The 12732-nt window shown below is 70.5% G+C and carries 14 protein-coding genes; 6 read left to right on the top strand and 8 right to left on the bottom strand.

Annotated features, from left to right (window positions below; genetic code table 11):
• Positions 1-45: 45 nt before the first annotated feature.
• From MRBLMI1_RS01895 to MRBLMI1_RS01860, 8 genes are all read right to left on the bottom strand, one after another.
• A complete protein-coding gene (locus tag MRBLMI1_RS01895; RefSeq protein WP_367726450.1) occupies positions 46-459 on the bottom strand; it encodes a hypothetical protein in 414 nt (137 codons plus the stop codon).
• Positions 460-618: 159 nt separating this feature from the next.
• Positions 619-1035 carry a hypothetical protein gene (locus tag MRBLMI1_RS01890; protein WP_367726449.1) on the bottom strand — a complete coding sequence of 139 codons (417 nt, stop codon included), beginning with the start codon at positions 1033-1035 and terminating at the stop codon, positions 619-621.
• A 77-nt stretch (positions 1036-1112) separates the two neighbouring features.
• Entirely contained in the window at positions 1113-1235 is a 123-nt protein-coding gene (locus MRBLMI1_RS01885) for a hypothetical protein (protein ID WP_367726448.1), read from the bottom strand.
• Between the two features lie 218 nt (positions 1236-1453).
• Positions 1454-1921 (bottom strand): hypothetical protein, encoded by a 468-nt coding sequence (locus MRBLMI1_RS01880; protein WP_367726447.1) that lies wholly within the window; start codon positions 1919-1921, stop codon positions 1454-1456.
• Between the two features lie 90 nt (positions 1922-2011).
• Positions 2012-2509, bottom strand: a complete 498-nt coding sequence (locus MRBLMI1_RS01875; protein WP_367726446.1) for a hypothetical protein — start codon at positions 2507-2509, stop codon at positions 2012-2014.
• Positions 2502-4253 (bottom strand): hypothetical protein, encoded by a 1752-nt coding sequence (locus tag MRBLMI1_RS01870; protein ID WP_367726445.1) that lies wholly within the window; start codon positions 4251-4253, stop codon positions 2502-2504. Before MRBLMI1_RS01870 ends, MRBLMI1_RS01875 begins: the two co-directional genes overlap by 8 nt.
• Complete coding sequence (locus tag MRBLMI1_RS01865; protein ID WP_367726444.1) at positions 4247-4585, bottom strand: hypothetical protein; 339 nt, start codon at positions 4583-4585, stop codon at positions 4247-4249. Before MRBLMI1_RS01865 ends, MRBLMI1_RS01870 begins: the two co-directional genes overlap by 7 nt.
• Before the next feature lie 72 nt (positions 4586-4657).
• Complete coding sequence (locus tag MRBLMI1_RS01860; RefSeq protein ID WP_367726443.1) at positions 4658-5833, bottom strand: MarP family serine protease; 1176 nt, start codon at positions 5831-5833, stop codon at positions 4658-4660.
• 118 nt (positions 5834-5951) lie between these two features.
• Between MRBLMI1_RS01860 and MRBLMI1_RS01855 the strand changes: the two genes are divergently transcribed.
• From MRBLMI1_RS01855 to MRBLMI1_RS01830, 6 genes are all read left to right on the top strand, one after another.
• Positions 5952-6674 (top strand): NUDIX hydrolase, encoded by a 723-nt coding sequence (locus tag MRBLMI1_RS01855; protein WP_367726442.1) that lies wholly within the window; start codon positions 5952-5954, stop codon positions 6672-6674.
• A gap of 11 nt (positions 6675-6685) precedes the next feature.
• The gene (gene nadA, locus MRBLMI1_RS01850) at positions 6686-8017 is read left to right on the top strand and encodes a quinolinate synthase NadA (RefSeq protein WP_367726441.1); all 1332 of its coding nucleotides are present in this window, start codon (positions 6686-6688) and stop codon (positions 8015-8017) included.
• The gene (nadB, locus tag MRBLMI1_RS01845) at positions 8014-9549 is read left to right on the top strand and encodes an L-aspartate oxidase (protein ID WP_367726440.1); all 1536 of its coding nucleotides are present in this window, start codon (positions 8014-8016) and stop codon (positions 9547-9549) included. Before nadA ends, nadB begins: the two co-directional genes overlap by 4 nt.
• On the top strand, positions 9543-10397 hold the full coding sequence (gene nadC / locus MRBLMI1_RS01840; protein ID WP_367726439.1) for a carboxylating nicotinate-nucleotide diphosphorylase: 855 nt from the start codon (positions 9543-9545) through the stop codon (positions 10395-10397). The genes nadB and nadC overlap by 7 nt, the downstream gene beginning before the upstream one ends.
• Before the next feature lie 4 nt (positions 10398-10401).
• A complete protein-coding gene (locus MRBLMI1_RS01835) occupies positions 10402-11538 on the top strand; it encodes a cysteine desulfurase family protein (RefSeq protein WP_367726438.1) in 1137 nt (378 codons plus the stop codon).
• A 296-nt stretch (positions 11539-11834) separates the two neighbouring features.
• Positions 11835-12731, top strand: coding sequence for a glycosyltransferase family 2 protein (locus MRBLMI1_RS01830; protein WP_367726437.1), 897 nt, complete (start codon positions 11835-11837; stop codon positions 12729-12731).
• The last annotated feature ends 1 nt before the right edge of the window (position 12732 follow it).

Raw genomic sequence — 12732 nt, 5'->3', positions numbered from 1 at the left:
CTCAGCCTACTGGCTGTCGCCGCTGCTCACAGCCCCGCCCCGCGGTCAATACGGGCTCCCCGGCCAGATGTCTTCGGGCAGGCGGAAGCATGCGGAGAAGGAGTTGACCGAAAGCTCTGCTCGGACGCGGTCGTAGCGGACGATCCACAGCGTGCCATCGTCGCTCCGCACGTCGAGCAGTTGGTCGCCTTGATCCTCACGAGATGCCGTCGCGAAACCCGATTGCCTAGCGAGAACAGCTCCAATGGGGTCGAGAACAGCCCCGGGGTCTGGGTCATTGGCAATCTCCGCCGCAGCGAACCCGGACCACGAGTGACCACCGTCACCACAGCTCAGGAAGGAGCCCGCCTCGATCTGATGACGAGAGATGACGAACTGCGCGGGTACGGCGTCGACGATCTGATTCTCGACGGCCTGCGTCACTCTCTTCGCCTCGGCGACATCCAAATCCTCGTTCACGCGAGCCCCACCGGGTGCACATGCCGACAGAATCGTCGCCGCCAGGACAGTTGTCGCCAAAGCCGAGAAGCGAGCCGGGATTCCGTGTTTCAATACGAACCCCCATTGTCGGAAGCCACGCGGGGCCCGTCGATACCTGCAACTCAAGCGAAGAACGGGTCAATAGTGGTCGCCGGGCCAAATGTCGTCGGGGAGGTGGAAGCAGGGCGATCCGGAGTGAATCACGACGAGACCATCTTCGAGCAGGTAACGCACGATCCAGAGACCCCCCTCTTCATTTCGGACGTCTACGATGGCGTCCCCCTGCGCCTCACGCGTCGACGTGCAGAAGTCGTCTCGGCCAGCGAACTTGGCGACGACCGGGCCTAACACCTCCTCAGCCTCCGGGTTTCCAATGATCTCGACGCGAAGGGAACCCGTGCAGGAATGGCCGCCTCGACCACAGGAGAGGAACAGCCCCTTCGGTTTCTGCGCGACATTATCGACAAAAGGCAACGGGATGGCGTCGGCCATCAGAATCTCCACCGATTGAGTTAATTGTTTCGCCTCGTCAGCCGTGAGGTCATTGTCCACCACGGATTGCTCCTTCAGGCACCCTGAAAGTATGAATGTCAGGCCCACAATCGTCACGACAAGGGAGGGCAATACTCGCCTCATTTCTTGATCACCCCCCAAATTTCATTGAGCGCGACGAGGTTCTCCTCGCTATTGCTCGCGATCAGGTTGTGGTTGTAGAGCGGATGGGTCGTGAGGGGCACGAATGTGGGGTCAGGCACCGTGGGGTCTTGGAACGAGACCGCGAAGTCACCAGGCAGATCGAAGACATGCGAGTCGAAGGACGAGCTCCAGACGGAGCCGTTCGAGCGCGGTGCGCCCTGCGTCCTGCACGGTGGCGGCTGCGTCAGGTTCGACCTGCGCCGCGTCGCGCTCGAACACGCCCGAAGCGTCCAGACGGGAAATCTCGCCGGCAGCTTTCCCTGTAACCGCCCCGCGGTCAACATGGACTCCCCGGCCAGATGTCGTCGGGCATCCGCAGGCACGCGGAGAACGAGTCGACGGACAGTTCGTCGCGGTCGTCGCAGTAGCGGAGGACCGAGAGGAAACCAAAAGCGGTCGCGATATCGAGGAGGGGCTCACCGTCATGCGTGCGACGGCCGATGGCGTATCGCTCCTTCGCGGAGAAGTAGTCGGCTAACGCATCCATCACGGCCCCTGGGAGCGGGTCGCTGTGAATGGTCGCTGTCAGATGACTCGACCATCGCTGCGCGCCGTCCGGGGAACACTGCAGGAAGGATCCCTTGTCCATCTGATTGATGTCTGCGACAAGGCCTTCAGGCAGGGCGCTCACGATCTCGCGCTCACCTGATTGAGAGATAACGTTTCGCATCGACCAGTGTGAGATTTTCGTCCCGTTCGATCCTGTTCCGCATCCGACGACAGTGACGAGGATCAGCGTCAGCATCACCGCTGCGAGAGCTCGTGGTCTCATTACGGCGCCACCTTCCGCGCCATCGGGTTCAGCGCCGCGAGATTGTCGACGTCCGTACTCGAGTCAATAATGATCCCCGGGCCAGATCTCGTCGGGGAGACGAAAACAAGCCGAAGCGGAATCGACCGACAATTCCGCACGCGCCGGCTCATAGCTGACAATCCACAACGCACCGTCCTCGTTGGAGATGTCCAGAACACGGTCGCCCAGGCTTTCACGGTATCGCGCTTCAAATCCCTTCTTGTTTTCAAACTTCGCCATAACGGGGTCGAGCAGCGTGGCCACGTCCGGGTCACCGGTGATCTGCGCCCGGATGAAACCCGACCACAGGTAACTGCCGTCCACACAACTGAGGAAAGATCCGGCCGCCAGCTGCTCGATGGTGCCCACGTACTCACCCGGCAGCCTCTCGACGATTTCACGCTCCACCGCCTGAGTGGAGGCTTTCGCATCCGAAACGGTCAATTCGTCATTCACGTTCGTCCTTCCGTTACATCCGGAGAGCGTCACGATGAAAGACACGGTGACGAATACAACAGCCAGCCATTTCCGATCAGTCATCAAGAATTCTCCTACGCATCTCATTCAGCGCTGGCAGGTTCGACGGGCTGTCCTGGGCGATTAAGTTGTGGTTGAAGAGCGGGTGGATTGTCGCTGGAATGCCGACCGGATCCAGGACATTCGGATCATCGAGGGATGCCCGGAAGTCCCCCTGCCGCGCGAACACGTGAGACTCGAAGCTCTGACTCGTATCAGGATTGCGGCCCTCGCCTACCGGCAGGACATCCTGCGCCATCGAGAGCGCGTCCACGTAGCTCCAGTGGAAGTAGTCGGTACCCCCGGACGCCGTCCAGTCCGGCGGGACCCACGCACCGGCGAGCGAATGAACCTGGTCGTAGTGCACCCCGGCCGCCTCGCTTCCGGTGAGCGGGACCAACCCCCAGCTGTGCCCCATGCCGATCTGACTCGCGGCTTTCAACGACGCGTCGCTGTCCAGCTCGGTCCGGAAGCCCGCGAGGTCGGATGCCGCCGGCGCTGCCCGTTCCTGCCCATTCGCCTCAAGGATGCCCGCGGCCTGCCCGGTCATGCCGGAGTTCTCGTCGTCGCCGGGGAACTCGGTCCCCTTCCAGACGAACGCCACGTCCACGGCGCCACGTTCCACCATCCACCCCGCCACCTGTTGCACCTCGTTGCGATAGAACGAATGACGTGTGGTGAACGTGCCGGGCACGTACGTCAGGACGCGGGCCGTATCGGGGCCGGGCGTGCCGATCATCTCGACGATCTCGTCGTCCTCGGGCCGGAAGAGGAAGAGCTGGACCTCACCCTTATCGACGCGGTCGAGGTAGGCGATCTCCGCGCGGAGCCGGTCGACGGCGGCGCGCCGGTCGACCCGCACCGTCTCGGCGGCGTCCGGTCCGAGATTCGCCGCGTCCCGCTCGAACTCCCCCGGCGCGTCCAGCCGGGCCAACTCCGCCGCCGCCTCGGCGCGTCGACGTTGCGCGTTGCGCCGGTTCGCGGCCACGCGGTCGAGCGGCGGGACCCCGCCCAGCGCGCCCACCAGCTCCGGCGCCCCCGCCACCAGCGCGGCGCGCGCGCGATCGTCGAGCGTGTCCCACCACTGCCGGACGGCCTCCGCGGACGGCGGCTTGTTCTCGAGGAGGTCCCGCCACTCCGGATGCCGGCGCAGAAGGTCCTCGACGTGGCGGGCGTCTCCCGCGGCGAGCGCCGCGAGGTAGATCAACGTCGTATCGTCGTTGAACGCCGCCGCCCGCGTCGCGAACGGCACCGGTGGCCCGACGGTCACGGCGCGGTCGCCGAATCGCGCCACCGCCCACGGCGGCACTCCGAGCCGCGCGAGGTCCGAGCGGGCCTCCTCGATGACGGCGTCGATCTGTCGACGGAGGTGCCGGCTCTGTTCCTGGAGATCCGTCCCGGCGCCCGGGGAGGCCTCGTCGATGTCCAGGGCAGCGACCATCCGTTGGTGCGCCTCCACCTCACCAGCGAGCTGGTCGCGCTGCTGCTTCAGTCGCAGCATCTGCTCCGCCACCTGGTCGAGGATGTCCGCGACCTGCACCGACATCTCCACCGTCGCCGTCATCGCTTCGTGCACGGTCTGCATCTGCGACAGCAGCTCGGTGGTCTGCGGCGACTCGACCGTTGCGGGCAGACCGTTCCACGCCGACGACACATCCGTGGACGCCGCGTGCACGGCCGCCGCGCCGGACCGCAACCGCTCGACCTCGGCGGTCAGCGCCTGCGGATCTATCGGCAGGTCCGGGACGTCGGCGGCAGAGGTCACCATGGACGCCATCCGTCCGCGCCGCTCGCCGTCTCCCTCCGGGTGGCTTCGGCCGCCATCTCCGCGTCCGCCCGGCAGAAGGCGGCGACCGCCTCCTGCGCCGCCCCCAGGACCGCTCCCCCGTGCTCGACCGCAGCCCGACAGCCGCGTCCCACCGGTCCGGTCAGCGCGTCGTAGGCGCCGGCGAGTCCATTCGCTCGGGAGAGCGCCTCGCCGACGTCGCGCAGCGCGGAGCGCGCGGCATCCACCGTCCGCCTCAGCTCGTCGAGACCCTTCGCCACGGCGGAGGAGAGGTCGAGGAACCCCGCTGGATCGATCGCATACCGTTCATCCACGCGGCGACCGTATGCACCCCCGGCAGGCGAGTCCGGGGAGAGGTGGAGCGGCGGACCGCGGGTGATACCGGGTCAGCCGGTCGTGCAGCTCCCGGCGGGGACGGCCGCGGAGAGAGAGCCCGCCTGGGCGAGGACGGGGTCCAGCTCGGTCGTCGTCATGGCGTAACCGACGTTCTCGTCGTCCTCGCTCCGGGCGAAGACCACACCCGCGACTTCACCCGACGGCGTGAGCAGTGGTCCCCCGGAGTTGCCCGGTCGAACGATCCCGCCGAGGGCGTAGATGTCGCGCGGAGCCGTCGCCGTGCCGTAGATGTCGGGCACCGGCACGGTCCCCACCGACAGCACCTGGGCGCTGCCGGACGTGAACGGACCGCCGTACGGATAGCCCTGTACGACCGCCGCCGCGCCGACGCCGAGGGTCGGCACGATCGTCAGGGGGGTGGCATCCAGTCCGTCCACCGCGATCACGGCGAGATCGTCGTTCGGGTCGAAGTACACGACGCGGCCTTCGCGGGCGGCCTGGCCGGGCAGTTCGACGAGCGGCACGTCGACTCCCGCGACGACGTGGGCGTTGGTGACGACGCGGTCGTCCGCGACGACGAACCCGGTCCCGCTGGCGGTGATGCCGCACGCGTAGGCGGTGCCGCTGATTCGGGCGACGGACTGCGCCGCCCGGGTGAGCGCGGGGTCGTCGAGGGCGATCTCGGGGGCGGTCGGTATCTCGCCGATCTCGATCAGCTCGCCCAGGCGCGGGATGCCGTCGCCGAGGATCGTTCCGCGGATCTCGGCGAGCGCGACCCGCACGGGTTCCGGGGTGATGCGGTCGATGGTGCGGACGACCGTCGACGAGGCGAGGGCGGCGGAGATGACCGGCATGCCGGCGGTCGTGATCGCGCCCGCGATGAAGGACAGGGCCAGCGCCCCGGCGGCCAGGTTCATCGCCCCGCCGAGGAGTCGTTCGGGGACGCGCAGCTTGATGCGGTCGACGCCGCGACGCGCCGCGCGGCCGATGGTGCTGCCGATGCCGGCGCCGATGATCAGCAGCAGGACGCCTGCGCCGAGGATGGCGGCGCCGCGCCACTGCGGGTCCGTCACGTACTGCGCGACGAGCGGCGTGACCCAGTAGGCCGCGATCCCGCCGACGGCGAGACCGGCGAAGAAGCCGACCGTGGCGAGGAAGCCACGGGCGATGCCCACGATGAAAGCGATCGCCAGCAGCGCGATCAGGGCGATGTCGATGATCGGCATCCGCACCTCCAGAGTCCTCCGGCCAGCGTACGGCTCACCCCTGTGAGACAGCCGGAGCGACGAGGCTTTGCCCTTCGAGTCGATATGACACTAAGATCGTCGCGGAGATATGGTCACCATGACACGAAGTGAGCTCGACACCACCCGCGACGACGGCATCCGCGTCGCGGTCTCGACCGTGATCTTCAGCGTCCGCCGGGGGGAGCACGACGACCCGGTGCTGTCGCTCCCCCTCGTCCGCCGCACGCGCGATCCGTTCGGCGGCCGGTGGGCACTGCCCGGTGGATGGCTCGCCCCGGACGAGAGCCTGGATGCCGCGGCATCCCGCACCCTCGCCGAGACGACGGGACTCACGCCGAGCTACCTGGAGCAGCTGTACGCGTTCGGCGCGGTCGACCGCTCCCCCACTCGCGTGGTGTCCATCCTGTACTGGGCGCTGCTGCGGGCCGACGAGGTCGATGCCCAGGTCGCCGCGCACGCCCGCGACGGGGACGCCCCCGAGAACGTCGAGTGGTTCGATGCGACGCGGCTGCCCGCGCTGGCGTTCGACCACAACGACATCGTCGAGTACACGCTGTGGCGTCTGCGCAACAAGGTCGGCTACAGCCGGATCGCCCACGGACTGCTCCCGGACGAGTTCACCCTCGCCGACCTGCGCGAGGTCAACGAGACGATCCTCGGCCGCCGCCTCGACCCGGCGAACTTCCGTCGTCAGGTCGACACCTCGAACACCCTCATCCCGACGGAGCGCTTCCGTACCGGCAGCCACCGTCCCGCCCGCCTGTACCGCTACAACCGTGATGTCGAGCTGGCCGATCGCGGCCCGCTCACCCGTCCCTGATCGGAACACCCATGAGTGCGACACCCCTCACCCTGCAGTCCCGCCCGGCGACCGACCCCTCCGTCGACCACGCCATCCAGGCGATCGTCTCCGGCGCGTCGACGGACAGCACGTGCTCGACGGACCTCGCCGTCGGCCCGTGGGACTTCGACACCCGCCCGGGCTACGGTCCCGGCTCCTCGATGGGTGACGTCATCCCCACCGGCGCTCCGCGACAGGGCGAGCTGCCGGCCGCGTACCGGGAGGCCTCGGACGAGGAGCTGGACGCCCGCATCCGCGCGGCCAAGGCCACCCTCGGCGACCGGGTCGTCGTCCTCGGGCACTTCTACCAGCGCGAAGAGGTCGTCCGGCACGCGGACTACGTGGGCGACTCCTTCCAGCTCGCCGGCGCCGCTAAGTCCCGTCCCGAGGCGGAGGCCATCGTCTTCTGCGGCGTCCACTTCATGGCCGAGACCGCGGACCTGCTCTCCCGGCCCGAGCAGGCCGTGATCCTGCCGAACCTGGCGGCCGGCTGCTCGATGGCCGACATGGCCGACATCGACCAGGTCGAGGAGTGCTGGGAGCAGCTCGCGGACGTGCTGGGCGACCTGGAGACCCCGGATGCCGCCGGCCTCCTCCCCGTGATCCCCGTCACCTACATGAACTCCAGCGCCGCCATCAAGGGCTTCGTCGGTCGGCACGGCGGGATCGTGTGCACCTCGTCGAACGCGCGGACCGTCCTCGAGTGGGCGTTCGAGCGGGGCCGTCGGGTCCTGTTCTTCCCGGACCAGCACCTCGGCCGCAACACCGCCAAGGCGATGGGCGTCCCCCTGGACCGGATGCCGATGTGGAACCCGCGCAAACCGCTCGGCGGCTCCTCGCCCGAGGCCATCGACGACAGCCGCGTCATCCTCTGGCACGGCTTCTGCTCGGTCCACCGCCGCTTCACCGTCGACCAGATCGACAAGGCGCGCGCCGAGCACCCCGGCGTGCGCGTCATCGTGCACCCCGAATGCCCGATGGAGGTCGTCGACGCCGCAGACGAGGCCGGGTCCACCGACGTGATCCGCAAAGCCATCGCGGCGGCGACCGAGCCGACGACCTTCGCCGTCGGGACCGAGATCAACCTCGTGCAGCGCCTGGCCGCACAGTACCCGCAGCACGAGATCTTCTGCCTCGATCCCGTCGTCTGCCCGTGCTCCACCATGTACCGCATCCACCCGGGCTACCTCGCCTGGGTCCTGGAGTCGCTCGTGGCCGACGAGGTCGTCAACCGCATCACGGTCCCGTCCTCGGTCGCCGACCCCGCCACCGTCGCCCTCGAGCGCATGCTCGCCGCCCAGCCGCACGGCGCCGTGAAATGACCACCGTCGTCGTCGTCGGCAGCGGCATCGCCGGGCTCACGGCCGCGCTGCACGCGCACGAGGCCGGGGCCGACGTCACGGTCGTCACCAAGGGCGCCCTCGCCGACACCAACACCCGGTGGGCCCAGGGCGGGATCGCCGCGGTGACCTCCCCCGGCGACTCCGTCGACGCCCACGCCGCCGACACGCTGCGGGCCGGCGCGGGACTCGCGGACGACGCCGCCGTCCACGTGCTGGTCTCCGCCGGCCCGGACCGGATCGACGAGCTCGTCCGTCGGGGGGTCGCGTTCGACCGGACCGCGGACGGAGACCTCGCCCGGGGGCTCGAAGCCGCCCACGGGATGCCGCGGGTCCTGCACGCGGGCGGCGACGCCACCGGTGCGGAGATTCAAGGCGCACTCGGCACGGCGGTGCGCGCGGCCGGGATCGAGGTGCGGGAGCACGCCGCCCTCCGGGACCTCCTCGTCGTCGACGGACATGTCGCGGGCGTGACCCTCGTCGTGGATGGAGCGACAACCGAGCTCCGGGCCGATGCCGTCGTCCTCGCCACCGGCGGAGCGGGACAGCTCTACGCGCACACGACGAACCCGGCCGGAGCCACCGGCGACGGCATCGCCGCGGCCATCCGCGCCGGCGCCGCGGTCGCGGACCTCGAGTTCGTGCAGTTCCACCCGACCGCCCTCGCCGTCGGCGAGCCCTTCCTCGTCTCCGAGGCGGTGCGCGGCGACGGGGCCGTCCTCGTCGACGACGACGGCCGCCGCTTCGCCTTCGACGCCCACCCGGACGGGGAGCTGGCCCCGCGCGACGTCGTGGCCCGCGCCAACGCGCGCGCGATGGCCGCTCAGGACGGCCGCCCCGTCCGCCTGGACGCCACGGCCCTCGGCACGGAACGGCTGGCCGCCCGCTTCCCCACGATCGACGCGGCCGTCCGGGCGCGGGGTCTGGACTGGAGCCGCGCCCCCATCCCTGTCACTCCCGCCGCGCACTACCTCATGGGCGGTGTCGTCACCGACCTCGACGGCCGGACCACGATCCCCGGTCTCTACGCCGTGGGCGAGACCGCCCGGACGGGCGTGCACGGCGCGAACCGGTTGGCATCCAACTCCCTCCTCGAGGGGGCCGTCTTCGGGGCGCGGGCCGGGGATGCCGCCGGGCGACCGGTCTCGGACGGGTGGCCCGTCGTGCCCGCGGTCGGGCTGCCGGCTCCGGAGCCCGTGGCGCCGAGCGCCGACGCGCCGCCGTTCTCGCGCGAGACGCTGCAGCAGCTGCTGTGGGACGCCGCCGGGCTGATCCGGGACGGCGACGGGCTCGACCGCGCGGCCGGCATCCTCGCGGCATGGCGGGCCGCCGGAGCCCCGTCCTCGCTCGAGGACGACAACCTCCTGCTCGTGGCGGCGCACGTCGTCGACGCCGCCCGCGCGCGGACCGGCTCGGTCGGCGCGCACTTCCGCTCCGACGCCCCCGCGACCGCCGCGGCGGGGCGCACGTCCGCGGCATCCATCTCCTCGCCCTCGGAGGCCCTCGCATGCTGACCCGCACCGCCATCGACCGTGTCGTCGCCGCCGCCCTGGAGGAGGACGCGCCGTGGGGCGACCTGACGAGCGAGGCGCTCATCCCGGCGGACGCGACCGCCCAGGCCGATCTCGTCGCTCGGGAGCCCGGCGTCTTCTCCGGCGGCGCCGTGTTCGCGGCCGCCTTCGCGCTCACCGACCCGTTCGTCGACGTGCGCCTGAGCGTGGCGGACGGGGCCGTGTTCGCGGCGGGCGACGTGCTGGCGGTCGTGTCCGGTCCCGCGCGCGCCGTGCTGACCGCGGAACGGATCGGGCTGAACTTCGTGCAGCGCATGTCCGGCATCGCGACGCTGACGAGCCGCTACGTCGCCGAGGTCGAGCACACCGGCGCCCGCATCGTCGACACACGGAAGACCACCCCCGGTCTGCGGATGATCGAGCGCCAGGCCGTCCGCGACGGCGGCGGGCACAACCACCGGTACTCGCTGTCGGACGCCGTCATGGCCAAGGACAACCACCTCGCCGTCCTCACGGCGAGCGGGGTTCCCGTCACGCAGGCGCTGCAGAGCGCGATCGCCCGGCTCCCGCACACCACCCACGTCGAGGTCGAGGTCGACCGCCTCGACCAGATCGACGCGGTGCTCGCGGCCGGCGTCGACACGATCATGCTGGACAACTTCTCGCTCGCCGACCTCCGCGCCGGCGTCGAACGCATCGCCGGCCGCGCCCAGGTCGAGGCCTCCGGCGGCGTGACCCTCGAGACCGTGCGGGCGATCGCCGAGACGGGGGTCGACGTGATCTCCGTCGGGGCGCTGACGCACTCCGCACCCGCCCTCGACCTCGGTCTCGACGTCCGCATCACGGTCTGAGGGCATGACTCTCTACCTCGACAACGCCGCCACCACCCCGGTCCGCCGCGAGGTGCTGGAGGCCATGGCGCCGTACCTCACCCGCTGGTTCGGCAACCCGTCGAGCACGCATGAGGTGGGCGAGGCGGCCGCGACCGCACTGGCGGACGCCCGTACCCGCGTCGCGGCCGTGCTGGGGATGCGCACGCGGGACGTCCTGTTCACCTCGGGCGGCACGGAGTCCAACAACGCCGCGGTCAAGGGCATCGCCCTGGGCGCCCTCCCGCGTGGGCGACGTCACGTGGTCACCACGGCCATCGAACACGAGTCCGTCCTCGCCTCGGCCGACTACCTCCACCGCCTGCACGGGTTCGACGTGACCCACGCCCCCGTCGACGGTGACGGCGTGCTGACCCCCGCCGCGCTGGCGGCCGCGCTCCGGGACGACACCGCCCTGGTGAGCGTCGGCTACGCCAACAACGAGGTCGGCACGGTGCAGGACGTCGCCGCCCTCGCGGCGGTCGCGCACGAGCGCGGCGTGCCGGTCCACGTCGACGCGGTGCAGGCGGCCGGCTGGCTCCCCCTCGCGGATCTCGGCGCCGACGCGCTCACCATCGCCGGCCACAAGATCGGCGCTCCGAAAGGCACCGGCATCCTCGCGGTGCGGGGACGCGTCCCCCTCGAGCCGCTCCTCCACGGCGGCGGGCAGGAGGGCGGACGGCGGTCCGGCACCCCCGACGTCGCCGGAGCCGTGGCGCTCGCGACGGCCCTCGAGCTCGCAGAGGGCGAGCGGGTCGCCGAGGCCGAACGCGTCAGCGCGATCCGCGACGCGTTCATCGCCCGCGTGTGCACCCTCGTGCCCGGCGCGCGACTCACCGGACACCCCACCCGACGGCTCCCGGGGACGGCCAGCTTCGTCTTCCCCGGGGTCAACGGCGAGACGGTCCTGCTGGAGCTGGAACGCCGCGGCGTCGTCTCATCGAGCGGCTCGGCCTGCGCGGCCGGGAGCGACGAGGCGTCACACGTCCTGCTCGCCCTCGGCATCGCGCACGACGACGCCCGCACGGCGGTGCGGTTCACCGTGCCGCACGGGTTGCGCGACGACCTCCGCCCGGTGGCCGACGCCGTGGCGGCCTCCGTCGCCGCCGTGCAGTCCGCGTAAGCCGAGGTTCCGCTCTGCTGGTGTTCGACCGGCATGTCCCACAATGTGCAGATGCAGAGGCCTTCAGCTGCACAAAGTGGGACACCGGCGCTCTGACCAGCGGACCCCCGACCGGCATGTCCCACAATGTGCAGATCCAGCGGCCCGGAGCTGCACAAAGTGGGACACCGGCGCTCTGACCAGCGGACCCCCGACCGGCGTGTCCCACAATGTGCAGATCCAGCGGCCCGGAGCTGCACGAAGTGGGACACGGTGATTCGCAGAACGCCGGCGGGGGTCCGCGTAGGATCGCGCGGGTGAGCTCCCGCGCGGTCACCGTCATCGTCCCCGGCTTCGACGTCGCCGAGTACGCGCGCGAAGCGCTCGACTCCCTCCGGGCGCAGACCCACGACGAGTGGACCGCCGTCCTCGTCGACGACGCGTCCACCGACGACACGCGGGAGATCTTCGCGGATGCCGCGGCGGCCGACCCGCGGTTCCGGCTCGTGCGCCATGACGTCCAACGCGGTCTCGGTGCCGCCCGCAACAGCGGCCTCGCCCTCGTGCAGACCCCGTACCTCGGCTTCCTCGACGCGGACGACCGCCTCACTCCCACCGCCCTCGAACGTCTGACCACGACGCTGTCCGGCAGCGGCAGCGACTTCGCCGTCGGCGCGTATGTGCGCCTGCGACCGGATGCCACCGGCACGGGCTACACGTCCTCGACGGTGCAGCCGTGGGTCGCGGCCGCCACCGACCCCGCCCGGATCGCGACGGACATCGCGGCGCACCCGGTGGCATCCGGGAACATCGTCGCGTGGTCCAAGGTGAGCCGCACCGCGTTCTGGCACGCGCACGACCTGCGCTTCCCCGAGGGGCGGTACTACGAAGACCAGATCCTCGCGCAGAGGATGTACACGCTCGCCCGGACCTTCGACGTGATCCCCGACGTGATCGTGGAGTGGCGGGAGCGGCGCGGGGGCGGGTCCATCACGCAGCGCCTGTCCGAGGTCGACGTCCTGCGGGACTACCTCGAGGCCCTGGGCGAGGGCGTCGCCGTGCTGCGCTCCGCCGGCGCCGACGAGGCCGTGCGCGCGCGGGGCGCGCTCATCCGCCGGCTGGACCTGCCGCCGCTCCTGCGGATCGCCGAGACCCATCCCGACCCGGCCTACCGGATCGCCCTCCAGGCGTTCGTCGAGACCCTGCCGGCCTGAC

It is taken from the genome of Microbacterium sp. LMI1-1-1.1 (assembly GCF_040815675.1).
Taxonomy (GTDB): Bacteria; Actinomycetota; Actinomycetes; order Actinomycetales; family Microbacteriaceae; genus Microbacterium.
Note: the sequence above shows the minus strand (reverse complement) of the source record. Positions and strands in the feature narration are given on the sequence as shown.